Annotated in this window: 19 protein-coding genes, 3 rRNA genes and 1 pseudogene; 17 read left to right on the forward strand and 6 right to left on the reverse strand. The window is 67.8% G+C overall.

What is annotated here, in order from left to right:
* Positions 1-70 precede the first annotated feature (70 nt).
* Positions 71-859: an Rv1486c family protein gene (locus tag SMIR_RS30385; protein ID WP_168490325.1), complete on the reverse strand. Its 789-nt coding sequence runs from the start codon at positions 857-859 to the stop codon at positions 71-73.
* A 121-nt stretch (positions 860-980) separates the two neighbouring features.
* Between SMIR_RS30385 and SMIR_RS30390 the strand changes: the two genes are divergently transcribed.
* The 3 genes from SMIR_RS30390 to SMIR_RS30400 all read left to right on the forward strand — a co-directional run bounded on the left by SMIR_RS30390 (position 981) and on the right by SMIR_RS30400 (position 3,398).
* Positions 981-1,772, forward strand: a complete 792-nt coding sequence (locus SMIR_RS30390; protein ID WP_168490324.1) for an ABC transporter ATP-binding protein — start codon at positions 981-983, stop codon at positions 1,770-1,772.
* Between the two features lie 124 nt (positions 1,773-1,896).
* A complete protein-coding gene (locus SMIR_RS30395; protein WP_168490323.1) occupies positions 1,897-2,331 on the forward strand; it encodes an NfeD family protein in 435 nt (144 codons plus the stop codon).
* A gap of 131 nt (positions 2,332-2,462) precedes the next feature.
* Positions 2,463-3,398, forward strand: coding sequence for an SPFH domain-containing protein (locus SMIR_RS30400; protein WP_054230569.1), 936 nt, complete (start codon positions 2,463-2,465; stop codon positions 3,396-3,398).
* Between the two features lie 104 nt (positions 3,399-3,502).
* On the opposite strand, the gene SMIR_RS30405 is transcribed toward SMIR_RS30400, so the two are convergent.
* The 3 genes from SMIR_RS30405 to SMIR_RS30415 form a co-directional block, all read right to left on the reverse strand.
* Entirely contained in the window at positions 3,503-4,009 is a 507-nt protein-coding gene (locus tag SMIR_RS30405; protein ID WP_168490322.1) for an HNH endonuclease, read from the reverse strand.
* Positions 4,010-4,167: 158 nt separating this feature from the next.
* Complete coding sequence (locus SMIR_RS30410) at positions 4,168-4,701, reverse strand: YbhB/YbcL family Raf kinase inhibitor-like protein (protein WP_212727619.1); 534 nt, start codon at positions 4,699-4,701, stop codon at positions 4,168-4,170.
* A 39-nt stretch (positions 4,702-4,740) separates the two neighbouring features.
* Positions 4,741-5,526, reverse strand: coding sequence for a sporulation protein (locus SMIR_RS30415; protein WP_054230566.1), 786 nt, complete (start codon positions 5,524-5,526; stop codon positions 4,741-4,743).
* A gap of 225 nt (positions 5,527-5,751) precedes the next feature.
* On the opposite strand from SMIR_RS30415, the gene SMIR_RS30420 reads away from it, so the two are divergent.
* The 6 genes and pseudogenes from SMIR_RS30420 (at position 5,752) to SMIR_RS30445 (ending at position 14,541) form a co-directional block, all read left to right on the forward strand.
* Positions 5,752-6,393, forward strand: a complete 642-nt coding sequence (locus SMIR_RS30420) for a DNA-3-methyladenine glycosylase (protein WP_212727620.1) — start codon at positions 5,752-5,754, stop codon at positions 6,391-6,393.
* Positions 6,394-7,052: 659 nt separating this feature from the next.
* A 16S ribosomal RNA gene (locus tag SMIR_RS30425) occupies positions 7,053-8,578 on the forward strand.
* A gap of 315 nt (positions 8,579-8,893) precedes the next feature.
* Positions 8,894-12,016, forward strand: a 23S ribosomal RNA gene (locus SMIR_RS30430).
* Positions 12,017-12,152: 136 nt separating this feature from the next.
* Positions 12,153-12,269 (forward strand): 5S ribosomal RNA (rrf, locus tag SMIR_RS30435).
* The 16S, 23S and 5S rRNA genes sit together here, the layout of an rRNA operon.
* Before the next feature lie 109 nt (positions 12,270-12,378).
* Positions 12,379-13,674: pseudogene (locus SMIR_RS44635) on the forward strand (hypothetical protein); the annotation flags it as partial.
* 21 nt (positions 13,675-13,695) lie between these two features.
* The gene (locus tag SMIR_RS30445; protein WP_422664529.1) at positions 13,696-14,541 is read left to right on the forward strand and encodes a hypothetical protein; all 846 of its coding nucleotides are present in this window, start codon (positions 13,696-13,698) and stop codon (positions 14,539-14,541) included.
* A 92-nt stretch (positions 14,542-14,633) separates the two neighbouring features.
* On the opposite strand, the gene SMIR_RS30450 is transcribed toward SMIR_RS30445, so the two are convergent.
* Complete coding sequence (locus SMIR_RS30450) at positions 14,634-15,926, reverse strand: DUF1015 domain-containing protein (protein WP_168490318.1); 1,293 nt, start codon at positions 15,924-15,926, stop codon at positions 14,634-14,636.
* Positions 15,927-15,998: 72 nt separating this feature from the next.
* Here SMIR_RS30450 and SMIR_RS30455 point away from each other — a divergent pair, with 72 nt between their 5' ends.
* The 4 genes from SMIR_RS30455 to SMIR_RS30470 all read left to right on the forward strand — a co-directional run bounded on the left by SMIR_RS30455 (position 15,999) and on the right by SMIR_RS30470 (position 20,067).
* Positions 15,999-17,027, forward strand: coding sequence for an HAD hydrolase-like protein (locus tag SMIR_RS30455; protein ID WP_168490317.1), 1,029 nt, complete (start codon positions 15,999-16,001; stop codon positions 17,025-17,027).
* Between the two features lie 78 nt (positions 17,028-17,105).
* On the forward strand, positions 17,106-18,149 hold the full coding sequence (locus SMIR_RS30460) for a FecCD family ABC transporter permease (protein WP_212727621.1): 1,044 nt from the start codon (positions 17,106-17,108) through the stop codon (positions 18,147-18,149).
* Positions 18,146-19,189 (forward strand): FecCD family ABC transporter permease, encoded by a 1,044-nt coding sequence (locus SMIR_RS30465; protein ID WP_168490315.1) that lies wholly within the window; start codon positions 18,146-18,148, stop codon positions 19,187-19,189. Before SMIR_RS30460 ends, SMIR_RS30465 begins: the two co-directional genes overlap by 4 nt.
* Positions 19,186-20,067, forward strand: a complete 882-nt coding sequence (locus SMIR_RS30470) for an ABC transporter ATP-binding protein (RefSeq protein ID WP_168490314.1) — start codon at positions 19,186-19,188, stop codon at positions 20,065-20,067. Before SMIR_RS30465 ends, SMIR_RS30470 begins: the two co-directional genes overlap by 4 nt.
* Here SMIR_RS30470 and SMIR_RS30475 read toward each other — a convergent pair.
* A complete protein-coding gene (locus SMIR_RS30475; RefSeq protein WP_168490313.1) occupies positions 20,051-20,398 on the reverse strand; it encodes an SCP2 sterol-binding domain-containing protein in 348 nt (115 codons plus the stop codon). The genes SMIR_RS30470 and SMIR_RS30475 overlap by 17 nt on opposite strands.
* 42 nt (positions 20,399-20,440) lie before the next feature.
* Between SMIR_RS30475 and SMIR_RS30480 the strand changes: the two genes are divergently transcribed.
* The 4 genes from SMIR_RS30480 to recN all read left to right on the forward strand — a co-directional run bounded on the left by SMIR_RS30480 (position 20,441) and on the right by recN (position 24,334).
* Positions 20,441-20,752 (forward strand): hypothetical protein, encoded by a 312-nt coding sequence (locus tag SMIR_RS30480; RefSeq protein WP_168490312.1) that lies wholly within the window; start codon positions 20,441-20,443, stop codon positions 20,750-20,752.
* 7 nt (positions 20,753-20,759) lie between these two features.
* Positions 20,760-21,575 carry a TlyA family RNA methyltransferase gene (locus SMIR_RS30485; RefSeq protein ID WP_168490311.1) on the forward strand — a complete coding sequence of 272 codons (816 nt, stop codon included), beginning with the start codon at positions 20,760-20,762 and terminating at the stop codon, positions 21,573-21,575.
* On the forward strand, positions 21,572-22,477 hold the full coding sequence (locus tag SMIR_RS30490; RefSeq protein WP_067364895.1) for an NAD kinase: 906 nt from the start codon (positions 21,572-21,574) through the stop codon (positions 22,475-22,477). The genes SMIR_RS30485 and SMIR_RS30490 overlap by 4 nt, the downstream gene beginning before the upstream one ends.
* Positions 22,478-22,615: 138 nt before the next feature.
* Positions 22,616-24,334, forward strand: a complete 1,719-nt coding sequence (gene recN / locus SMIR_RS30495; protein ID WP_168500940.1) for a DNA repair protein RecN — start codon at positions 22,616-22,618, stop codon at positions 24,332-24,334.
* Positions 24,335-24,589: the final 255 nt, after the last annotated feature.

Below are 24,589 nucleotides of genomic sequence, written 5' to 3' on the forward strand. Positions count from 1 at the left end.
CGGGGGGTCTGGGGGCGAAGCCCCAGGGACGGGATGGGACGGGTAGGGGCGGCGGGGGCGCAAACAGACCTCAGCGAACCCCCCGCTCCCGCTCCTCCACGAACGCGTTGTACGCCGCCACTTGCGCCCGCCGAGCCGTCCGCTCGACCGGCCGCAACGCCAACGCCCGCGCCGAAATCTCCGACGCACTCACCGCACCGCCATGCCCGTTCTCGTACGCGACCGAGATGAGCACCCCCACCCGCTGGGCCAGCTCCAGCACCCGCACCGCACGCGGCGGATACCCGGGCGCCAACACCTCCCGCCCCCGCTCGGCCCGCGCCCGGTACGCGTCGACCGCCGCCTCGGCGACCGGCCCCGACCCCGCCACGTCGAGCCGCGACAACACCTCCGTCGCCTCACGCAGCGCCTCCGCGAGCTCCCGCTCGGCCTCACCGAGCGAAGGCACATCCGCGGGCGGCGCCTCCCGCACGGCGAGGCAGTGCCACACCACCTCGACATGGACATCACCGTCGGGCCCGGCCTCGTACACCTCGGGAACGAGCCCGAGTGCCGCCCCGTGGCAGACCACCGCCTCCTCCGCGTCGAGGGCGCGCGCATTGAAGTCCGGCGGCCCGCTCAGCCCGAGCGGATGCCCCGGCGCGGGCAGAGCGACCCGCAGTCCGGTCACCCCGAGCGCGCGAAGCCGGCCGAGGGCGAGCGTGAGCCCGACGGGGCCGGACTCACCCGGCAGCCCCTCGACCCGGTGCACCGCGTCCTCACCGACGATGGCGAGCACCGCGTCATCCGGCGAAACAAGTCCGGCCAAAAGGGCGTTTCCCCATGCGGCCAGACGTCCTGAGCGTGGTTCCGAGAGCATGCCTCCACCCTAAGGACCGACCGATGGATGGGAGCGACCGACCGGTGGCGTAGGTTTTCCCTGGGGGCTGCGTCCACAGACGTAAGCGACGGCCGAGACTGCAATGGGAGACAACGCGCTCATGAGCGATGTACTGGAGCTGGAGGACGTGTCCGTGGTCCGAGAGGGCCGGGCTCTGGTGGACCAGGTCTCCTGGTCGGTCAAGGAGGGGGAGCGCTGGGTGATCCTCGGCCCGAACGGCGCCGGAAAGACCACCCTCCTGAACCTCGCCTCCAGCTATCTCTTCCCCAGCCAGGGCACCGCCACCATCCTCGGCGAGACCCTCGGCAAGGTCGACGTCTTCGAGCTGCGCCCGCGCATCGGCGTGGCCGGTATCGCCATGGCCGAGAAGCTCCCCAAGCGCCAGACCGTCCTGCAGACCGTGCTGACGGCCGCGTACGGCATGACCGCGGGCTGGCACGAGGACTACGAGGAGATCGACGAGCAGCGCGCCCGCGCGTTCCTCGACCGCCTCGGCATGAGCGACTACCTGGACCGCCGGTTCGGCACGCTCTCCGAGGGCGAGCGCAAGCGCACCCTGATCGCCCGCGCCCTGATGACCGACCCCGAGCTGCTCCTGCTCGACGAGCCCGCCGCGGGCCTCGACCTCGGCGGCCGCGAGGACCTCGTCCGCCGCCTCGGCCGTCTCGCCCGCGACCCGATCGCCCCCTCCATGATCATGGTCACGCACCACGTCGAGGAGATCGCCCCCGGCTTCACCCATGTCCTGATGATCCGTCAGGGCAAGGTGCTCGCCGCCGGCCCGCTCGAGCTCGAACTCACCTCGCGCAACCTCTCCCTCTGCTTCGGACTCCCGCTCATCGTCGAACAGGTCGGCGAACGTTGGACCGCGCAGGGCCTGCCGATGTCCTGACCGACCGGAAACACGCGTACGAGGTGCTTCGTGCGAAGCCTCCGGCACGAAACACCCGGTACGAGCCCCTTCTCAACCGATCTGCGCCCTGTCCGCGCCCGGCCCGCGGACCTACCATGACCACGTGAACGACATCAACGCATGGGTGTGGTGGCTCGTCGGCGCGGCCGCGCTGGGCATCCCGCTCGTGGTGACCGCGATGCCGGAGTTCGGCATGCTCGCCCTCGGCGCCGCTGCGGCGGCGGTGACAGCGGGCCTCGGCGGCGATGTCGTCCTTCAGGTACTCGTCTTCGCCGTCGTCTCGTTCGCGCTCATCGGCGTCGTACGACCCATCGCGGCCCGGCACCGCGCCCAGCGCCCCCAACTCGCCACCGGCGTGGAGGCGTTGAAGGGCAAACAGGCCATCGTCCTGGAACGGGTGGACGGTTCGGGCGGCGGCCGGATCAAACTCGGCGGAGAGATCTGGTCGGCGCGCGCTCTCGACGCCGGACAGGCCTACGAAGTGGGCCAGGAGGTGGACGTCGTGGACATCGAAGGAGCCACGGCGATTGTGATGTGACCTCGTGCGACGCAAGTGAACCGAACGCCCCACGTGGCAGACGACGGTCTGTCAGACTCGTCGAGCAAGATCTTCAACAACCATAAGATCTTTCGGACATACCGAGGCGGAGAAGGGTACGGGGAGCATCGATGGCACCAATCATCATCGTCCTGATCATTCTGGTGGTGTTGGTATTCATCGCCCTGATCAAGACCATCCAGGTCATCCCACAGGCCAGCGCGGCCATCGTGGAGCGCTTCGGCCGCTACACACGGACCCTGAACGCGGGCCTGAACATCGTGGTCCCGTTCATCGACTCGATCCGCAACCGCATCGACCTGCGTGAACAGGTCGTGCCGTTCCCGCCGCAGCCGGTGATCACCCAGGACAACCTGGTGGTCAACATCGACACGGTCATCTACTACCAGGTCACCGACGCGCGCGCCGCCACCTACGAAGTCGCCAGCTACATCCAGGCGATCGAGCAGCTCACCGTCACCACCCTGCGCAACATCATCGGTGGCATGGACCTGGAGCGGACCCTCACCTCCCGCGAGGAGATCAACGCGGCCCTGCGCGGCGTCCTCGACGAGGCCACCGGCAAGTGGGGCATCCGCGTCAACCGCGTCGAGCTCAAGGCGATCGAACCGCCCACCTCCATCCAGGATTCGATGGAGAAGCAGATGCGCGCCGACCGTGACAAGCGCGCCGCGATCCTCACCGCCGAAGGTATCCGCCAGTCGCAGATCCTCACCGCCGAAGGTGAGAAGCAGTCCGCGATCCTGCGCGCCGAAGGTGAAGCGAAGGCCGCCGCCCTGCGCGCCGAGGGCGAGGCCCAGGCCATCCGCACGGTCTTCGAGTCCATCCACGCCGGCGACGCCGACCAGAAGCTCCTCGCCTACCAGTACCTCCAGATGCTCCCCAAGATCGCCGAGGGCGACGCCAACAAGCTCTGGATCGTGCCCAGCGAGATCGGCGACGCCCTCAAGGGCCTGAGCGGCGCCATGGGCAACTTCGGCCCCATGGGCGGCGGTTCGGGCAACGCGGGCACCGAGCGCCGCGAGAAGCCGTCCGTCACCGACTGACGCCGTCCCGCGCCCCGTCAGGGGCGCGGGGAACTGCGAGACCCGGCCACGGACGACCCGCAGCCGAACGACCGGCGGGTTCCCGGGTTCTCCCAGCGGAGCGGCTACGCAGCGGGTTGGGCCAGCCACTCCGGGAGGGCGTCGAGGTCGTCACGGCCCAGCGCCAGCAGCATCGCGTCCGCGGGCGTCGGCTCGAACGGCTGCCGCAGCAGCGGCATACCCGCCTGCTCCGGAGTCCGGTCCGCCTTGCGGTGGTTGTCCTCCGCGCAGGACGCGACCGTATTCAGCCAGGAGTCCCGACCGCCCTGTGCGCGCGGCACCACGTGGTCGACCGTCGTCGCCCGCCTTCCGCAGTACGCGCACCTGTGCTGGTCGCGTACCAGCACACCGCGCCTCGACCACGGCGCTTGTCTTCGGAAAGGCACCCTCACATACCTGCACAGCCTGATGACTCGAGGCACGGGTATGTCCAGCGCGGCGCCGCGCATACGGAGTTCGGGGTGGGCCTGCTCGACGACAGCCTTGTCCTGCAGCACCAGAACGACGGCTCGGTTCAACGTCACCGTCGACAGCGGCTCAAAGCTCGCGTTCAAAACCAGCGTGTCCCGCATCCAGCCCACCTCCCGTGCGCACCGGCCCACCCCCTGGCGGGCTTGGATCAACTCTGGCCGGGCACGCCGAGATGGACAACGCAATAAAAATGCCCGCCCCTGATCACTTCCAAGACCAGAGGCGGGCAAACGTTCAGTGAACGTGAGTCTTCACCGCTTTACGCGGGAGACGCGTACTCACCCATCAGCTGGGCGCGCGCCAGCGTGTGGAACCGCAGATTGAATCCCACGACGGCCGGCGACACCTCCGCGTCGGGACCGAGCTTCTCCTGATCCACGGCGTACACCGTGAACACATATCGGTGCGCGGGATCCCCGGCCGGCGGCGCGGCGCCACCGAAGTCCCTGGACCCGTAGTCGCTGCGCACCTGGACGGCACCCTCCGGCAGCCCCTCGAACTTGCCGCTGCCCGCACCCGTCGGCAGTTCCGTCACCGAAGCGGGAATGTCGAACACCACCCAGTGCCAGAACCCGCTCCCCGTCGGGGCGTCCGGGTCGAAGCAGGTCACGGCGAAGCTCTTGGTCTCCGGCGGGAACCCCTCCCAGCTCAGCTGCGGCGAGGTGTTCCCAGCCGCGTAGACCTGAGCGTCCTTCAGCACCCCGCCCGGCTCGACGTCCTCACTGATGACCGTGAAGGTCGCAACGGGCGGGTGGAAGTCATGGGGAAGCGGCGGCCTCTTGAGCTCGGTCACGTCAGAACCTCCTGAACGGCGGAATCTCTCGACCCGAGCCTAGAACCAGCTGCGCTTGCTGCCGACCTCGGACAGCCACTGGTTCAGGTACGCGGCCCAGTCCGTGCCCTGGTAGTCGTGCAGCCCCACGCGGAAGGAGCGGTACGAGTCGCTGCCCTCACTGAAGAGGCCCGGCTTCTTGTCCATCTCCAGGATGACGTCCATCTCGTGGTCGTCCGCGACGAAGCTCAGCTCGACCTGGTTCAGCCCGCGGTACTGCGACGGCGGGAAGAACTCGATCTCCTGGTAGAACGGCAGCTTCTGCCGGGTGCCCCGGATGTGACCGCGCTCCATGTCCGCGTTCTTGAAGCGGAAGCCCAGCTGGATGAAGGCGTTCAGGATCGCCTGCTGCGCCGGCAGCGGGTGCACGTTGATCGGGTCCAGGTCACCGGAGTCCACGGCGCGCGCGATCTCCAGCTCGGTGGTCACACCGATGTGCATGCCCCGAAGCGCCTGCCCGTCGATCGTGGTGATCGGCGTCTCCCACGGGATCTCGAGCCCGAAGGGAACGGCGTGCACGGCACCGGCCTGCAGCTCGAAGGCCCCACCGAGCCGCAGCTTGGTGAACTCGATGTCCTGCTTGTACTCCTGGTCGTCGTGGCCCTCGACCTCGACCTTGGCCTGGAGCCCGACCGACAGCCCCTCGATGGCCTGGTTCACGGACCCGCCCTGGATCCGCACCTCACCCTGCACGACACCGCCCGGAACGACGTTGACCTCGGTCAGCACCGTCTCGACCGAAGCCCCACCGGCTCCCAGGCTCGCAAGCAGCCGCTTGAACCCCATGTCTCTTCCTCCCCAGGCAACGCCTGTGCTCCGTCGTACATCCGTCTGGATCCTTGATCCCTACAAACGCGATCCGGCCGCGGCCGGTTCCGCGCCCTCACCCTTACAAGGAGGACGCTCCCTGACCACCCGTAGACACGCACTGACACGCACTCGTGCCGACCCGTACGCACAGTCCCTCACCGGGCTGCATGCGTCCGGGCCACTGGACTACGCTCGTACGCCATGATCGCGGCCCCTGACCGTACGCCCATCACCCGGGACTTCTTCGACCGCCCCGTGCTGGAGGTCGCCCCCGACCTGCTGGGTCGCATCCTCGTCCGCACGACACCGGACGGTCCGATCGAGCTCCGTCTCACGGAGGTGGAGGCGTACGACGGCCCGAACGATCCCGGCTCCCATGCTTATCGCGGCCGCACGGCCCGCAATGGCGTGATGTTCGGTCCGCCCGGGCATGTATACGTCTACTTCACCTACGGCATGTGGTTCTGCATGAACCTGGTGTGTGGTCCGGAGGGCAACCCCAGCGGGGTCCTCCTCCGTGCCGGAGAGATCACCGAGGGCGCCGAACTCGCTCGCAAACGTCGACTCTCGGCCCGAAGTGACAAGGAACTGGCCAAAGGGCCCGCGCGCCTGGCCACGGCACTCGGCGTGGACAGGGCCCTCGACGGTGTCGACGCCTGCGCCCCCGAGGGCTCTCCACTGACCCTCCTGACGGGCACCCCCGTCCACTCCGACCAGGTACGTAACGGTCCGCGCACCGGAGTGGCCGGCGACGGTGGCGTTCACCCCTGGCGCTTCTGGGTCGCCAACGACCCCACCGTGAGTCCTTATCGGGCCCATACGCCACGCCGTCGCTCAACTTGACTCGCCCCTGGGGGGTCCGTAATGTAGCCCAAGCCGCTTGACCCGGGTACGGCGTTCAGCCTGCAGCCGGAAGTGGCCAACCCACTACCTACGACTTCCCCTCAGCGGGGGTCAATTCGGCGTGCCTGCATGCCCGAATTGCAGCCCGCGGAACTCGATTATGAGTTACCGAGGGAATCGGCTAGCGTAGTGAATGTCGAAAGGCCGAGATGCGAAAGCACTCAAAGCCAGAAGACGGAATCCCTCTCCGACAGGGAATCGGACACCAAAGAGTCTGATACAGTCGGAACCGCCGGAAAGGGAAACGCGAGAGCGGGAACCTGGAAAGCACCGAGGAAATCGGATCGGGAAACGGTCTGATAGAGTCGGAAACGCAAGAACAAAGCAAGACAGCAAGACCGAAGGGAAGCGCCCGGAGGAAAGCCCGAGAGGGTGAGTACAAAGGAAGCGTCCGTTCCTTGAGAACTCAACAGCGTGCCAAAAATCAACGCCAGATATGTTGATACCCCGTCTCCGGCCGATCGGCTGGGACGAGGTTCCTTTGAAAAAGTCCTGCCGGGCACTGTCCGGTAGGCGCACAGCGAGGACGCTGTGAACCGAGGGGATTATTCCTCTCCTTGGTTCCGCTCTCGTGGTGTCGTCCCGATTACGGGAAAACATTCACGGAGAGTTTGATCCTGGCTCAGGACGAACGCTGGCGGCGTGCTTAACACATGCAAGTCGAACGATGAAGCCCTTCGGGGTGGATTAGTGGCGAACGGGTGAGTAACACGTGGGCAATCTGCCCTTCACTCTGGGACAAGCCCTGGAAACGGGGTCTAATACCGGATAACACCTGCCCGGGCATCCGGGTGGGTTAAAAGCTCCGGCGGTGAAGGATGAGCCCGCGGCCTATCAGCTTGTTGGTGAGGTAGTGGCTCACCAAGGCGACGACGGGTAGCCGGCCTGAGAGGGCGACCGGCCACACTGGGACTGAGACACGGCCCAGACTCCTACGGGAGGCAGCAGTGGGGAATATTGCACAATGGGCGAAAGCCTGATGCAGCGACGCCGCGTGAGGGATGACGGCCTTCGGGTTGTAAACCTCTTTCAGCAGGGAAGAAGCGAAAGTGACGGTACCTGCAGAAGAAGCGCCGGCTAACTACGTGCCAGCAGCCGCGGTAATACGTAGGGCGCAAGCGTTGTCCGGAATTATTGGGCGTAAAGAGCTCGTAGGCGGCTTGTCACGTCGGGTGTGAAAGCCCGGGGCTTAACCCCGGGTCTGCATTCGATACGGGCTAGCTAGAGTGTGGTAGGGGAGATCGGAATTCCTGGTGTAGCGGTGAAATGCGCAGATATCAGGAGGAACACCGGTGGCGAAGGCGGATCTCTGGGCCATTACTGACGCTGAGGAGCGAAAGCGTGGGGAGCGAACAGGATTAGATACCCTGGTAGTCCACGCCGTAAACGGTGGGAACTAGGTGTTGGCGACATTCCACGTCGTCGGTGCCGCAGCTAACGCATTAAGTTCCCCGCCTGGGGAGTACGGCCGCAAGGCTAAAACTCAAAGGAATTGACGGGGGCCCGCACAAGCAGCGGAGCATGTGGCTTAATTCGACGCAACGCGAAGAACCTTACCAAGGCTTGACATACACCGGAAACGGCCAGAGATGGTCGCCCCCTTGTGGTCGGTGTACAGGTGGTGCATGGCTGTCGTCAGCTCGTGTCGTGAGATGTTGGGTTAAGTCCCGCAACGAGCGCAACCCTTGTTCTGTGTTGCCAGCATGCCCTTCGGGGTGATGGGGACTCACAGGAGACTGCCGGGGTCAACTCGGAGGAAGGTGGGGACGACGTCAAGTCATCATGCCCCTTATGTCTTGGGCTGCACACGTGCTACAATGGCAGGTACAATGAGCTGCGAAGCCGTGAGGCGGAGCGAATCTCAAAAAGCCTGTCTCAGTTCGGATTGGGGTCTGCAACTCGACCCCATGAAGTCGGAGTTGCTAGTAATCGCAGATCAGCATTGCTGCGGTGAATACGTTCCCGGGCCTTGTACACACCGCCCGTCACGTCACGAAAGTCGGTAACACCCGAAGCCGGTGGCCCAACCCCTTGTGGGAGGGAGCTGTCGAAGGTGGGACTGGCGATTGGGACGAAGTCGTAACAAGGTAGCCGTACCGGAAGGTGCGGCTGGATCACCTCCTTTCTAAGGAGCATCTAGGCCGCCAAGCTTGCTTGGTGGTCCAGGGCCATTACGTCGGCACACGTTCGACGGTGGTTGCTCATGGGTGGAACGTTGATTATTCGGCATCTTCAGTCATCTCAGGCTGTGAGTACTGCTCTTCGGGGCGTGGAAAGCTGATCATGAGTGGCGGGGGTGTCGGGCACGCTGTTGGGTGTCTGAGGGTACGGCCGATTGTTGGCTGCCTTCAGTGCCGGCCCCAGTGAACTCCGGTGGTAACCGGGGGTGATGGGTGGTTGGTCGTTGTTTGAGAACTGCACAGTGGACGCGAGCATCTGTGGCCAAGTTTTTAAGGGCGCACGGTGGATGCCTTGGCACCAGGAACCGATGAAGGACGTGGGAGGCCACGATAGTCCCCGGGGAGTCGTCAACCAGGCTTTGATCCGGGGGTTTCCGAATGGGGAAACCCGGCAGTCGTCATGGGCTGTCACCCTTGCCTGAACACATAGGGCAAGTGGAGGGAACGCGGGGAAGTGAAACATCTCAGTACCCGCAGGAAGAGAAAACAACCGTGATTCCGGGAGTAGTGGCGAGCGAAACTGGATGAGGCCAAACCATATGCGTGTGAGACCCGGCAGGGGTTGCGTATGTGGGGTTGTGGGATTTCTCTTTCACGGTCTGCCGGCCGTGAGACGAGTCAGAAACCGTTGATGTAGGCGAAGGACATGCGAAAGGTCCGGCGTAGAGGGTAAGACCCCCGTAGTCGAAACGTCAACGGCTCGTTTGAGAAACACCCAAGTAGCACGGGGCCCGAGAAATCCCGTGTGAATCTGGCGGGACCACCCGCTAAGCCTAAATATTCCCTGGTGACCGATAGCGGATAGTACCGTGAGGGAATGGTGAAAAGTACCGCGGGAGCGGAGTGAAATAGTACCTGAAACCGTGTGCCTACAAGCCGTGGGAGCGTCGCGCATTGAGTTTACTCAGTGCGTCGTGACTGCGTGCCTTTTGAAGAATGAGCCTGCGAGTTTGCGGTGTGTTGCGAGGTTAACCCGTGTGGGGAAGCCGTAGCGAAAGCGAGTCCGAATAGGGCGACATAGTAGCGCGCTCAAGACCCGAAGCGGAGTGATCTAGCCATGGGCAGGTTGAAGCGGCTGTAAGAGGTCGTGGAGGACCGAACCCACCAGGGTTGAAAACCTGGGGGATGACCTGTGGTTAGGGGTGAAAGGCCAATCAAACTCCGTGATAGCTGGTTCTCCCCGAAATGCATTTAGGTGCAGCGTCGTGTGTTTCTTGCCGGAGGTAGAGCACTGGATAGGCGATGGGCCCTACCGGGTTACTGACCTTAGCCAAACTCCGAATGCCGGTAAGTGAGAGCGCGGCAGTGAGACTGTGGGGGATAAGCTCCATGGTCGAGAGGGAAACAGCCCAGAGCATCGACTAAGGCCCCTAAGCGTACGCTAAGTGGGAAAGGATGTGGAGTCGCAGAGACAACCAGGAGGTTGGCTTAGAAGCAGCCACCCTTGAAAGAGTGCGTAATAGCTCACTGGTCTAGTGATTCCGCGCCGACAATGTAGCGGGGCTCAAGCGTACCGCCGAAGTCGTGTCATTGCAGCAATACGCCCAACGGCGGCTGTGATGGGTAGGGGAGCGTCGTGTGCCGGGTGAAGCCGCGCCGGAAGGCAGTGGTGGACGGTTCACGAGTGAGAATGCAGGCATGAGTAGCGATACACACGTGAGAAACGTGTGCGCCGATTGACTAAGGGTTCCTGGGTCAAGCTGATCTGCCCAGGGTAAGTCGGGACCTAAGGCGAGGCCGACAGGCGTAGTCGATGGATAACCGGTTGATATTCCGGTACCCGCTGTGAAGCGTCAAACATTGAACCAGGCGATGCTAAGTCCGTGAAGCCGCCCCGGAGCCTTCGGGCAAAGGGGAGTGGTGGAGCCGACGGACCAGACCTGCAGTAGGTGAGTGATGGGGTGACGCAGGAAGGTAGTCCATCCCGGGCGGTGGTTGTCCCGGGGTAAGGGTGTAGGACGTCAGGTAGGTAAATCCGCCTGGCACATAGTCTGAGACCTGATGCCGAGCCGATTGTGGTGAAGTGGATGATCCTATGCTGTCGAGAAAAGCCTCTAGCGAGTTTCATGGCGGCCCGTACCCTAAACCGACTCAGGTGGTCAGGTAGAGAATACCGAGGCGTTCGGGTGAACTATGGTTAAGGAACTCGGCAAAATGCCCCCGTAACTTCGGGAGAAGGGGGGCCATCACCGGTGATGAGTCTTGCACTCTGAGCTGGGGGTGGCCGCAGAGACCAGCGAGAAGCGACTGTTTACTAAAAACACAGGTCCGTGCGAAGCCGTAAGGCGATGTATACGGACTGACGCCTGCCCGGTGCTGGAACGTTAAGGGGACCGGTTAGTCACTCTTCGGGGTGGCGAAGCTGAGAACTTAAGCGCCAGTAAACGGCGGTGGTAACTATAACCATCCTAAGGTAGCGAAATTCCTTGTCGGGTAAGTTCCGACCTGCACGAATGGCGTAACGACTTCTCGACTGTCTCAACCATAGGCCCGGTGAAATTGCACTACGAGTAAAGATGCTCGTTTCGCGCAGCAGGACGGAAAGACCCCGGGACCTTTACTACAGTTTGATATTGGTGTTCGGTTCGGCTTGTGTAGGATAGGTGGGAGACTTTGAAGCGGCAGCGCCAGCTGTTGTGGAGTCGTCGTTGAAATACCACTCTGGTCGTGCTGGATGTCTAACCTGGGTCCGTGATCCGGATCAGGGACAGTGTCTGATGGGTAGTTTAACTGGGGCGGTTGCCTCCTAAAGAGTAACGGAGGCGCCCAAAGGTTCCCTCAGCCTGGTTGGTAATCAGGTGTTGAGTGTAAGTGCACAAGGGAGCTTGACTGTGAGACCGACGGGTCGAGCAGGGACGAAAGTCGGGACTAGTGATCCGGCGGTGGCTTGTGGAAGCGCCGTCGCTCAACGGATAAAAGGTACCCCGGGGATAACAGGCTGATCTTCCCCAAGAGTCCATATCGACGGGATGGTTTGGCACCTCGATGTCGGCTCGTCGCATCCTGGGGCTGGAGTCGGTCCCAAGGGTTGGGCTGTTCGCCCATTAAAGCGGTACGCGAGCTGGGTTTAGAACGTCGTGAGACAGTTCGGTCCCTATCCGCTGTGCGCGTAGGAATATTGAGAAGGGCTGTCCCTAGTACGAGAGGACCGGGACGGACGAACCTCTGGTGTGCCAGTTGTCCTGCCAAGGGCATGGCTGGTTGGCTACGTTCGGGAGGGATAACCGCTGAAAGCATCTAAGCGGGAAGCCTGCTTCGAGATGAGTATTCCCACCCCCTTGAGGGGTTAAGGCTCCCAGTAGACGACTGGGTTGATAGGCCGGATCTGGAAGGCGGGTAACCGCTGGAGGTGACCGGTACTAATAGGCCGAGGGCTTGTCCTCAGTTGCTCGCGTCCACTGTGTAGTTCCCAGACAACGAACGGTTGTGCTGGCTGAACAGTTTCACTTATCAATAGAATAGTGTGCTTGTTCGCTGCCCGTTCAAGACCTCGCTTTATTGCGGGGTGTCTGAAAGGGTTTCGGTGGTCATAGCGTGAGGGAAACGCCCGGTTACATTCCGAACCCGGAAGCTAAGCCTCACAGCGCCGATGGTACTGCAGGGGGGACCCTGTGGGAGAGTAGGACGCCGCCGAACAATCTTTGGAGGACCTCTGGTCCCAGCGACTCGCTGGGACCAGAGGTCCTTTTTTGTTTTTCCGAAGCGCGCCGGGTACCCGGCTGCGCGAGAATGACTTGCGGTACCGATGACAGGAGTCACCATGTCCACCAACTCTCCCGACGAGCGACCGGAGCGCGATCAGCGCCGCCGGGACAGTGGTGACCGCGGGGGCTACCGCGGGGGTCCGCGCCGCGACAACGACCGGCGTGACGACCGCCCCAGTGGTGCTCCGCGCCGCGACGACGACCGCGGTGGGTTCCGTCGGGACGACAACCGTGGTGGTGGCGGCGGTTTCCGGCGCGACGACAACCGGCGTGACGACCGGCGTGAGGGCGACCGGGGCGGTCGCCCGCCGTTCCGCCGTGACGATCGGCCCACCAGTGGTCCGCGTCGCGACGACCGTGACCGTGGGGTCCGTCGGGACGGGGACCGTCCGGCGTTCCGCCGTGACGACCGCCCCAGCAGCGGCCCGCGCCGAGACGACCGCCCCAGCAGCGGCCCGCGCCGAGACGACCGACCCAGTGGTGGACCGCGCCGCGACGACGACCGCGGTGGTGGACCGCGCCGCGACGACGACCGCGGTGGGTTCCGTCGGGACGACAACCGAGGTGGTGGTGGCGGCGGTTTCCGGCGCGACGACCGCGGTGACTTCCGCCGTGATGACCGTCGGGACGACCGGCGTGACGATCGCCGGGGTGACGACCGTGGTGGGTTCCGTCGCGACGATCGCCGCGATGACCGTCGCGACAGCGGCGACCGCGGTGGCTTCCGCCGTGATGATCGCGGTGACTTCCGGCGTGACGATCGCCGGGGTGACGACCGTGGCGGGTTCCGTCGGGACGGGGACCGTCCGCCGTTCCGCCGTGACGACCGACCCAGCAGCGGCCCGCGTCGCGACGACCGACCCAGCAGTGGTCCCCGTCGTGACGACGACCGTGGCGGATTCCGTCGCGATGACCGCCGTGACGACCGTCGTGACAGTGGAGACCGCGGTGGGTTTCGTCGGGACGACCGGCGCGATGACCGTCGTGACAGTGGTGACCGTGGCGGGTTCCGTCGGGACGACAACCGCGGTGGTGGTGGCGGCGGTTTCCGGCGCGACGACCGCGGTGACTTCCGCCGTGATGACCGTCGTGAGGGCGACCGTCCGGCCTTCCGTCGCGACGACAGGCGGGACGACCGGCGCGATGACCGTCGTGACGACAGCCGTGGCGGCGGCGGTTTCCGCGCCCGCGACGACCGGGGTCGCGACGACCGCGGACGTGGTGGCCCCCGTCGTGACGACCGGGGTGGCCGCCCCGGTGGCACCGGTGGCTTCCGGGGCCGTGACGACCGTCGGGGCGACGACCGGCGCGGTGGCGGCTTCCGCGGCCGCGACGAGCGCGACCGGGACCGTGAGCCGATCAAGCGGCTGCCGATCCCCGATGACGTCACGGGCGAGGAGATCGACGCGGACGTACGGCAGGAGCTCCAGAGCCTGCCGAAGGGGCTCGCGGAGGACGTCTCCAGGAACCTGGTGATGGTCGCCCGGCTCATCGACGAGGACCCCGAGGGCGCGTACGCGTACTCGAAGATCGCCCTGCGGCTGGCGTCGCGTGTGGCCGCCGTACGCGAGGCGGCCGGGTTCGCCGCGTACGCGAACCAGAAGTACAGCGAGGCGCTCGCCGAGTTCCGGGCGGCGCGCCGTATGACCGGGAACGTGGACCTGTGGCCCGTCATGGCGGACTGTGAGCGCGGCCTGGGCCGGCCCGAGAAGGCGTTGGACATGGCGGGTGCGCCCGAGGTGCACAAGTTGGACAAGGCCGGTCAGGTCGAGATGCGGCTCGTTGCGGCCGGCGCCCGGCGCGACATGGGGCAGCTCGACGCCGCCATCGTGACGCTCCAGAGCCCGGAGCTCGCCTCGAACTCCGTACAGCCCTGGACGGCCCGACTGCGTTACGCCTACGCCGACGCGCTGCTGGCCGCCGGTCGTGAGGGCGAGGCGCGCGAGTGGTTCGCGAAGGCCGTCGAGTCCGACAAGGACGGCAGCACGGACGCCTCCGACCGGCTCGCCGAGCTGGACGGCGTCGAGTTCGTCGACGCGTTCGTCGAGGACGAGGACGACATCGTCGAGGCCCCGGCGGACGCGGAGGCAGACACCGACGCCGAGGTCGAGACCGAGGACGACGGCGAGGACGACATCGTCGAGGCCGGGCAGACCAAGCCCGTCGTCGAGGCCGACGACGATGACGATGCTCCGCGCGACTGACGTACAGCGGTTGTCGTAGGACATGGGCGGCGGGATTCCGGAAGGGATCTCGCCGCCCATGGCGTTTCAGCCCCTGTTTTCGCCGGGGTGGCTCAGAGGGGCAGCGCCCGCAGTACCAGCCCCGAAGCCGGCTTCGGGCCGAACGACGTCGACTTGCGGGGCATCGTGACGCCCTGGCGGGCGAGGTCGCGTACGACCTCCTCCCGGACCGGGTGCATGAGGACGGCCGTACCGCCGTCGCGCTCCGCCTTGTCCACCGTGGCGGCCGTGTCGTGGATGTACGCGATCTGGGCGGGCGAGTCCTCGGGGATGTCCCAGATGTGGGCCAGGAGAGTGGCGTGCAGGACGGTCGCGTCCAGGGTGCGCCAGGCCTCGGGGCGATCCGCCGGGACCGTACGGGCGAGGAGGTCCGGGGACGGGCGGTCGACCAGGTGGAACGAGCCGTCGCCCGCGAGGAGGAAGGCGTTGCCCTCGGCGGCGGCCGCGGCGAGGGCCTCCAGGGCCTCGGGGAGCGGAACATCGAGGTGACGTACGCGGAACGAGTCCGTGAGGGCGCTCAGCGCCTCCGCGACCGGCAGATTGTGCAGCAGGCGGTGGATCGCGCGGACCCGGAGCGGGTAGCGCGCGGTGTCCACCAGGAGCACGAGCCCGTAGTCCCAGGGGCTGGGTGAGGGGTGCTCGGCGCGCAGCCGCAGGTACGTCGCCCAGCGGTGGTGGCCGTCCGCGATGAGGGCCTGGTGCCGGCCCAGGTCCGTCTGGATCTCGGCCAGGTCGGCCGGGTCGGTGATGGCCCACAGACGGTGGCTGAAACCGTCCTCCGTGGTCGTCGAGAGCAGCGGGTCGCCCTCCGCGGCGCGCTCGATGACGGCGGCCGTGCCGACCCGGGAGCCGTTGCCGCGGTAGGTCAGCAGCAGCGGTTCGAGGTTGGCCGAGGTGGCACGCATCAGGGCCGCGCGGTCCGCGATGATGTGCGGCATGACGTCCTCGTGCGGGAGGACGACGCCGGCGGACGGCTCCGACAGGCGCAGGGCGCCGATGATGCCGCGTTGCAGCATGCCGTCGTCGTGCTGCTCGTAGACGTACAGGCCCGGCTCGGGGTCGGCGGCCAGGACGCCTTCGGACACCCAGTCGTGCAGGGTGTCCGCCGCCTGGCGGTTGCGGGCCGTCGGGGTCGTGTCCTGGGGGAGGATCAGCCGGACGATGTTGTGCGGGTCGGCGGACTCGAGGTGGAGCAGACCGTCCGGCCGGACGATGACGTCGTACGGCGGAGATGTCACGGCGGCGAGGCTGCCGACCCGGTCGGGGTCGTAGCGCAGGCCCCGGAACGGGGTCAGTTCGAGGCCGCTGCGCGCCGGGGTCTCCTCCGCGGGACCTGCATAGTTCATTGAGGCATCGTAAGTGTGCCGGCGCTGTGCGGGATGATCGGGGGAAAGTGATCGAACGAGGAGCGATGCGTAATGAGCCAGACCGCCAGGACCCGGCCCGAGGCCAGTGAACAGGCGCTGAGCGAGGCCTACGACACGGCTCTGCTCGACCTCGACGGCGTGGTGTACGCGGGTGGCAACGCGATCGCGCACGCCGTGGCATCACTGGGCACGGCCCGTTCAGGAGGGTTGCATCTCGCGTATGTCACGAACAATGCGCTGCGTACGCCCGATGCGGTGGCGGAGCATCTGAGTGAGCTCGGTATACCGACGGGCGCCGATGACGTCATCACCTCGGCGCAGGCCGTGGCGCGGCTGATCAGTGAGCAGGTGCCCGCCGGTGCGCGCGTGCTGGTCATCGGCGGCGAGGGACTGCGGGTCGCACTGCGCGAGCGCGGGCTGGAGCCGGTCGAGTCGGCGGACGACGACCCGGCGGCGGTCGTCCAGGGGTTCGGCGGTCCCGACCTGCCCTGGGGGCGCTTCGCGGAGGCGTCCTACGCCGTCGCGCGCGGGGTGCCGTGGTTCGCGTCCAACACCGACCTGACGATCCCGAGCGCGCGGGGGATCGCGCCCGGGAACGGGGCCGCTGTGGAGGTCGTACGCATCGCCACGGGCGCCGAGCCGCAGGTGGCGGGCAAGCCGCTGCCCCCGATGCACCGCGAGACGATCCTGCGGACCGGGGCGAAGCGGCCGCTGGTGGTCGGCGACCGGCTTGACACGGACATCGAGGGCGCGTTCAACGGCGAGGTGGACTCGCTGCTCGTGCTCACCGGGGTGACGGACGGCGCGCAGCTCCTCGCGGCCCCGCCGCAGCACCGGCCGACGTACGTGGACGCGGATCTGCGCGGGTTGCTCACCGGGCAGCCGGAGGTCGTGGAGGAGGGCGACGGGTTCTGCTGCGGCGGCTGGACGGCGCGGGCCGGGAGCGATGGTCTGGAGCTGGCGGGCGACGGTGAGGCGCTTGACGGGTTGCGGGCGCTGTGCGCGGCGGCGTGGACGGCCGCGGGGGACGGGACGTGCGAGCTGGACGGGGGGAAGGCGCTGGCGCGGCTGGGGCTCTGAAGGCCCCGGGGGCTCGTCGGTGGTGGGGCGTAGTCACCCGGGATCGAAGCGTGAGCGAGGGTAGGCTAACCTAACCACGTGTTGGTCGACAGTCCCCCCGAACAGCGCGCGGAGACCGCCCCCGCGCCCCCAAGCCGTCAGGCGATACGCGCCGTTGGGCTCCTCGCGTCCCTGGCCCTTCTGGTGCTCGTCGCGTTGGCGAGTATCGCGATCGGTGCGAAAGCGCTGCCGCTGGACCAGGTCTGGCACGGTCTGTTCCACGGCACGGGGACATACTCCGACGTCGTGGTGGACGACCGGATCTCACGTACCGTCCTCGGGCTGCTCGTCGGCGCCGCGCTCGGGCTGTCGGGTGCCGTCCTCCAGGCGCTCACCCGCAATCCGCTGGCCGACCCCGGACTGCTCGGCATCAACGCGGGCGCGTCCGCCGCGGTCGTCACCGCCATCACCTACTTCGGTGTCACGAGCCTGAGCGGCTATGTCTGGTTCGCCTTCTTCGGCGCGGCAGGGGTCGGTGCGCTGGTCTGGTTCCTGGGCGGCAGCCGCGGCGCCACCCCGGTGCGGCTCGCGCTGGCCGGCACGGCGATCAGCGCCGCGCTCTACGGCTATCTGCAGGCCGTGATGATCACGGATGACGCGGCGCTCGGCAAGATGCGCTTCTGGACGGTCGGTTCGCTGGCCTCGGCCACCGACTCGACCATCAAGCAGGTGCTGCCCTTCCTCGTGGTCGGCACGGTGGTCGCGCTGGCGCTCGCCCGGCCCCTGAACGCCATGGCCATGGGCGACGACACCGCCCGCGCGCTCGGCGCCAATCTGAACCGCACCCGGGCGCTGTCCATGGCCGCCGCCACCGTGCTGTGCGGCGCCGCGACCGCGGCCTGCGGGCCGATCGTCTTCGTCGGGCTCATGGTTCCGCACGTGGTCCGCTCCTTCACCGGGCCCGACCTGCGCTGGATCCTGCCGTACGCGACCGTGCTGTCGCCCGTTCTGCTCCTCGGCGCCGATGTCGTGGGGCGGATGGTCGCGCGGCCCGCGGAGCTGCAGGTCGGCATCGTCACCGCGGTCCTCGGCGGGCCGGTCTTCATCTATCTCGTACGACGGCGGAGGACGGCGCAGCTGTGACGACCACACGTACCCGAGCCGTGCGGACGCGCGGCGGTCTCTCCGTCCGGCTCGACGTCCGGGCGTTCACCGTCGTCGTACTGCTGCTGATGGCCGCGCTCGCCGCGAGCGTGGTGCTGATCGGCACCGGCGACTTCCCGATCCCGGCCGCCGACGTCCTCAAGACGCTCGTCGGCAACGGGAGCGCGGGCCAGGAGTTCATCGTCAACGACCTGCGGCTGCCGCGGGTGCTCGTCGGCCTGCTGGTCGGGGCCTCGCTCGGGCTCGGCGGGGCGCTCTTCCAGTCCATCTCCCGCAACCCGCTGGGCAGCCCGGACGTCCTCGGCCTCGGCCAGGGATCGACGGCCGGGGCGCTCATCATGATCGTGCTCTTCTCGGGCAGCGCGAACCAGGTCGCGCTCGGAGCGCTCGTCGGCGGTCTGCTGACCGGGCTCGCCATCTATCTGCTCGCCTGGAAGCGGGGCGTGCATGGATACCGACTGGTCCTGGTCGGTATCGGAGTCTCCGCGATCGTCACGGCGGTCAACGGCTATCTGCTCACCAAGGCGGACATCGTCGACGCCGCCCGTGCGGTCGTCTGGATGACCGGCTCCCTCAACGGCCGTGACTGGGCGCAGGTCTGGCCGCTGCTCGTCCTGTGCGCCGTCCTCGTCCCGCTCGTCCTCGCCAACACGCGCGGGCTGCGCATGATGGAGATGGGCGACGACGTGTCGTACGCCCTCGGAGTGCGCGTCGAGCGCGTACGACTGCTGCTGATGCTGGCCGCCGTGCTGCTCACCGCCGGTGCCACCGCCGCCGCGGGCCCGGTCGGCTTCGTGGCGCTCACCGCGCCGCAGCTCGCCCGGCGGCTGACCCGCTCGCCGGGGCCCAACCTGGTGCCGTCGATGTGCATGGGCGCGACCCTGCTGATCGTCGCGGACTGGGCCTCGCAGCGGGCCTTCGGCGCCGATCAGCTGCCCGTCGGCGTCGTGACGGGGGTTCTGGGCGGGATCTATCTGCTGTGGCTGCTGGTCACCGAGCGCAAGGCGGGCCGGATATGAGCGCCGCGGCGAACAAGAGCACTCAGGCGAACAAGAACACTCGAAGGAGCACTGTGAACCGCCTGTCCGCCGACAACGTCACCCTCGGCTACGACCAGCGCGTCATCGCGGAGAAGCTGTCGGTGGAGATCCCCGACCACTCCTTCACCGTGATCGTCGGCCCGAACGCGTGCGGCAAGTCCACGCTGCTGCGCGCCCTGTCGCGGATGCTCAAGCCCTCCGAGGGACGGGTGCTGCTCGACGGGCAGGTCATCCAGTCGATGCCTGCGAAGAAGGTGGCCAGGACGCTCGGGCTGCTGCCGCAGTCGTCGATCGCGCCGGACGGGATCACGGTCGGCGACCTGGTCGGCCGGGGCCGCTATCCGCACCAGGGCCTGCTGCGCCAGTGGTCGACGGAGGACGAACGGGTCGTACAGGAGTCGATGGCCTCGACCGGCGTCGCCGAACTGGCCGATCGCTATGTCGACGAACTGTCCGGCGGCCAGCGTCAGCGCGTGTGGATCGCGATGGCCCTCGCCCAGCAGACCCCGCTGCTGCTGCTCGACGAGCCGACGACCTACCTCGACATCCAGCACCAGATCGACGTGCTCGACCTGTGCGCCGAACTCCACGAGGAGCAGGGGCGCACCCTGGTCGCCGTCCTGCACGACCTCAATCACGCGGCTCGGTACGCCACCCACCTCATCGCCCTGCGCGAGGGCCGGGTCATTGCCGAGGGCGCGCCGAACGACGTCGTCACGGCCGAACTGGTCGAGGAGGTCTTCGGGCTGCGCTGCCAGGTCATCGACGACCCGGAGACGGGGACGCCGCTGGTGGTGCCGGCGGCGCGGAAGGCCCGCGTGAAGGTGGCCGCCGGAGCCGCTAAAGAAGCTTCCTGAGGCGGAACAGGTCGAGCAGGGCCGCCTCCAGCCGCACCCGGCCCGAGCCCCAGGCCTTCGCGAAGTTCAGCTCCCCGCCGACCATGGCGACCAGGTCGTCGCCAGCCATGGCGAGTCTGATCTGGGCTTTCTCGCGGGGCGGCCCTTGGAGGGTGTCGAGCACCTCGATCCGGCCGTCCTTGAGGCGGCCGACGAAGGTGATGTCGAGGTCGGTGATATGGCAGCTGAGCGAGCGGTCCAGGGCCGCCGCCTCGCGTACCTTCCCGTCGGCGCCCGCCATGTTGTCCGAGAGTTTGTCGAGTGCGCTGCGGCACTCCTCAATCGTGGCCATCGCGGTCGACGGTACCGCAGCGCTTCGGGGTAGCGTCGGGGCATGAACGAGTCAGTGCCGGAGGCCGGGACTCCGCAGAGCCCGATGCCGGAGCCGGAGGTTCCGGTCGAGGTCGAACCCGAACTCGAGTACGACCCCGCCGCCCCGGCCCCGCTGGACGTGGACCGCACCCCCACCGGGAACGCCGAGGTCGACGCCCAGCTCGACCGGCTGGGCGACGCCGACCACCTCGCCACGGACGGACATGTCGAGGTGTACGAGGATGTACACCGGGGGCTGCGCGACGCGCTGACCGCGCTCGACGCCCGCCCGGGACCTCCGGTGCCCCCTACGCCGTACGACCGCAGGAGCTGAACCCAACGTGGCAGGAGTGGCACGCCGCCGTCTCGACGCCGAGCTGGTCCGCCGGAAGCTCGCCCGCTCGCGCGAGCACGCCAGCCAGCTGATCGCCGCCGGCCGGGTGAGCGTCGGCAAGACCCTCGCGACCAAACCCGCCACCCAGGTGGAGACCGCGGCCGCGATCGTGGTCACCCAGGACGACAGCGACCCCGACTACGTCTCGCGCGGCGGACACAAGCTCGCGGGCGCTCTGGCGGCCTTCGTACCTCGTGGGCTGAAGGTCGAGGGGCGGCGGGCGCTGGACGCCGGAGCGTCCACCGGAGGCTTCACCGACGTACTGCTGCGCGCGGGCGCCTCCCATGTCGTCGCCGTCGACGTCGGCTACGGTCAACTCGCCTGGTCTCTGCAGAGCGATGAACGCGTCACCGTCAAGGACCGTACGAACGTACGCGAGTTGACGTTGGAGGCGATCGATGGGGAGCCCGTGGATCTTGTTGTCGGGGATCTGTCCTTCATCCCGCTCGGCCTGGTGCTGCCCGCCCTCGTGCGGTGCGCGGCGCCCGACGCCGATCTGGTGATGATGGTCAAGCCGCAGTTCGAGGTGGGGAAGGAACGGCTGGGGAGTGGTGGAGTCGTACGCAGTCCCGAACTGCGCGCCGAGGCGGTGCGCGGAGTGGCCCGGCGGGCCGCGGAGCTGGGGCTCGGGGTGAAGGGCGTGACCGCGAGTCCGCTGCCCGGACCCTCGGGCAATGTCGAGTACTTTCTGTGGCTGCGTGCCGGGGCACCCGAACTCGACCCGGCCGACGTTGACCGTGCAGTGGCGGAGGGGCCGCGTTGACAGAGACCCGAGCTCGTACTGTTTTCCTGCTGGCCCACACCGGGCGGCCGGCCGCGATCCGCAGCGCCGAACTCGTGGTCCAGGGGCTGCTGCGCTCCGGGATCGGGGTGCGCGTGCTGGAGGCGGAGGCGGCCGATCTGCCGCTGCCGCCCGAGGTGGAGCTGGTGAAGGAAGCCACTCCGCAGTGCCTCGACGGATGCGAACTGCTGATCGTGCTCGGCGGTGACGGCACACTGCTGCGCGGCGCCGAGTTCGCCCGCGCCTCCGGCGTGCCGATGCTCGGCGTCAACCTCGGCAGCGTCGGCTTCCTCGCGGAGGCCGAGCGTGACGACCTCGACAAGGTCGTCGACCGGGTGGTGACCAAGGCGTACGAGGTCGAGGAACGCATGACCGTCGACGTCGTCGTCCACCAGAACGGCGACATCGTGCACACCGACTGGGCGCTGAACGAGGCCGCCGTGCAGAAGGTCTCCGCCGAGAAGCTCCTCGAGGTCATCCTGGAGATCGACGGGCGGCCGGTCACCGGCTTCGGCTGCGACGGCATCGTCTGCGCGACCCCGACCGGGTCCACGGCGTACGCCTTCTCCGCAGGCGGACCCGTCGTCTGGCCCGAGGTCGAGGCGCTGCTCATGGTGCCGATCAGCGCGCACGCGCTGTTCGCCAAGCCGATGGTGACCTCGCCGAACTCGGTGCTCGCGGTGGAGGTGCTGCCGCACATTCCGCCGGGGGTGCTGTGGTGCGACGGGCGGCGGACGGTGGAGCTGCCGCCGGGGGCGCGGGTGGAGGTACGGCGGGGGGCCGTGCCGGTGCGGCTGGCCCGGCTGCACCACGCCTCGTTCACCGACCGGCTGGTGGCCAAGTTCGCGTTGCCGGTTTCCGGATGGCGCGGGGCGCCGCACTGACGCTCCCGCCAGGTCCACTCCCGTGGGTGACAAGGCACCGTTTGTAGGTGCTTGTCACCTGCGGGTTCGCGGCTGCGGGGCGGGGGCCGTCGCACATCCGTGGCTGGACCTCGTAAGGTCGTGTCCGTGTTGGAGGAGATGCGGATACGGTCGCTCGGAGTCATCGACGACGCGGTCGTCGAGCTGTCGCCCGGCTTCACCGCCGTGACCGGTGAGACCGGTGCGGGCAAGACGATGGTGGTCACCAGCCTCGGGCTGCTGCTCGGCGGGCGCGCGGACCCCGCCCTCGTACGGATCGGCGCCAAGAACGCCGTCGTGGAGGGCCGGATCACCGTACCCACGGGCGGTACGGCGATCGTACGGGCCGAGGAGGCGGGCGCCGAGCTCGACGACGGTGCGCTGCTGATCAGCCGTACCGTTTCGGCCGAGGGGCGCTCACGGGCGCACCTGGGCGGCCGCTCCGTCCCGGTGGGCGTGCTCGCCGAGCTGGCCGACGAGCTGGTGGCCGTGCACGGGCAGACCGACCAGCAGGGGCTGCTCAAACTGTCCCGGCAGCGGCAGGCGCTCGACCGGTACGCCGGGGACGCGGTCGCCGTGCCGCTCGCCAAGTACGCGGGGGCCTACCGGCGGCTGCGGGCCATCTCGGCCGAGCTGGACGAGATCACCACACGCGCGCGTGAGCGGGCCCAGGAAGCCGACCTGCTGCGCTTCGGACTCGACGAGATCGCGGCGGTCGAACCGCGCGCGGGCGAGGACGCGGAACTGTCGGCGGAGGCGGAGCGGCTCGGGCACGCGGAGGCACTCGCGTCAGCCGCCACGGCCGCCCATGCCGCGCTCGCGGGCAACCCCGAGGACCCCGAGGGCATCGACGCGGCGACGCTCGTCGCGGGCGCACACCGGGCCCTGGAGGCCGTACGGTCGCACGACGCCGCGCTCGCCGGGCTGTCCGGGCGGATCGGGGAGATCAACATCCTGCTGCGCGACGTGGCGGGGGAGCTGGCCGGGTACGCCGACGACCTCGACGCCGACCCCTTGCGGCTCGCGGCCGTGGAGGAGCGCCGGGCCGCGCTCACCCAGCTGACCCGGAAGTACGGCGAGGACATCGACGCCGTACTCGCGTGGGCCGAGCAGGGCGCCGCGCGACTCCTCGAACTCGACGGCGACGACGAGCGGATCGACGAACTGACCGGCGAGCGGGACGCGCTGCGCGCCGAACTGGGCGGGCTTGCGCAGGCGCTGACGGACGCCAGGACCGAGGCCGCCGAACGGTTCGCCGCCGCCGTGACCGCCGAGCTGGCCTCGCTCGCCATGCCGCACGCGCGCGTGTCGTTCGAGATCCGGCAGACCGACGACCCCGAGGGCGTGGAGCTCGGCGGGCGCACCGTCGCGTACGGGCCCGCGGGTGTGGACGAGGTCGAGCTGCTGCTCGCCCCGCATCCCGGGGCGCCGCCGCGGCCCATCGCCAAGGGGGCCTCCGGTGGTGAGCTCTCACGCGTGATGCTCGCGGTGGAGGTCGTCTTCGCGGGGACCGACCCTGTGCCGACGTATCTCTTCGACGAGGTCGACGCCGGTGTGGGTGGCAAGGCCGCGGTCGAGATCGGGCGGCGGTTGGCCAAGCTCGCCAAGAGTGCGCAGGTCGTCGTGGTGACTCATCTGCCGCAGGTCGCCGCGTTCGCCGACCGGCAGCTGCTGGTCGAGAAGACCAACGACGGTTCTGTGACGCGCTCCGGGGTGAAGGTGCTCGAGGGGGAGGAGCGGATTCGGGAGCTGTCCCGGATGCTGGCGGGGCAGGAGGACTCGGAGACGGCCCGGGCGCATGCGGAGGAATTGTTGGCTACGGCTCGGGGTGACGTGTAGTTCCGTCTGCGGGCGGAGGGCCGGCTTTTGCGTCGCTCCGCGACGGGCGCCTTGACCGCTCCGCGGGCCCCTGGACAGGCCTGCGAGGCAAGGCCCCAGCGCGAGCGCTCCGCCACCGCCCTCGGAGCGGCGCTCGCGACCGTGCGCGTCCACCGCGGAGCCGGGGCCGCGGTCCCGATCGCCGGCGCGTGCGGCGACGGCCGTCGCGCGATCGTTGGGGTGAGGGTTGGGCAACCCGTCGCGAAGACAAGCGAC

Origin of the sequence: Streptomyces mirabilis (assembly GCF_018310535.1) — a bacterium.
GTDB lineage: Bacteria > Actinomycetota > Actinomycetes > Streptomycetales > Streptomycetaceae > Streptomyces.

Bases quoted from the DNA above. Each gene is read 5' to 3' on its own strand.
- SMIR_RS30385 (WP_168490325.1), bottom strand. From the start codon at position 859: ATGCTCTCGGAACCACGCTCAGGACGTCTGGCCGCATGGGGAAACGCC.
- SMIR_RS30405 (WP_168490322.1), bottom strand. From the start codon at position 4,009: ATGCGGGACACGCTGGTTTTGAACGCGAGCTTTGAGCCGCTGTCGACG.
- SMIR_RS30475 (WP_168490313.1), bottom strand. From the start codon at position 20,398: ATGGCCACGATTGAGGAGTGCCGCAGCGCACTCGACAAACTCTCGGAC.
- SMIR_RS30455 (WP_168490317.1), top strand. From the start codon at position 15,999: ATGAGCCAGACCGCCAGGACCCGGCCCGAGGCCAGTGAACAGGCGCTG.
- SMIR_RS30450 (WP_168490318.1), bottom strand. From the start codon at position 15,926: ATGAACTATGCAGGTCCCGCGGAGGAGACCCCGGCGCGCAGCGGCCTC.
- SMIR_RS30470 (WP_168490314.1), top strand. From the start codon at position 19,186: ATGAGCGCCGCGGCGAACAAGAGCACTCAGGCGAACAAGAACACTCGA.
- SMIR_RS30420 (WP_212727620.1), top strand. From the start codon at position 5,752: ATGATCGCGGCCCCTGACCGTACGCCCATCACCCGGGACTTCTTCGAC.
- recN (WP_168500940.1), top strand. From the start codon at position 22,616: ATGCGGATACGGTCGCTCGGAGTCATCGACGACGCGGTCGTCGAGCTG.
- SMIR_RS30480 (WP_168490312.1), top strand. From the start codon at position 20,441: ATGAACGAGTCAGTGCCGGAGGCCGGGACTCCGCAGAGCCCGATGCCG.
- SMIR_RS30400 (WP_054230569.1), top strand. From the start codon at position 2,463: ATGGCACCAATCATCATCGTCCTGATCATTCTGGTGGTGTTGGTATTC.
- SMIR_RS30390 (WP_168490324.1), top strand. From the start codon at position 981: ATGAGCGATGTACTGGAGCTGGAGGACGTGTCCGTGGTCCGAGAGGGC.
- SMIR_RS30415 (WP_054230566.1), bottom strand. From the start codon at position 5,526: ATGGGGTTCAAGCGGCTGCTTGCGAGCCTGGGAGCCGGTGGGGCTTCG.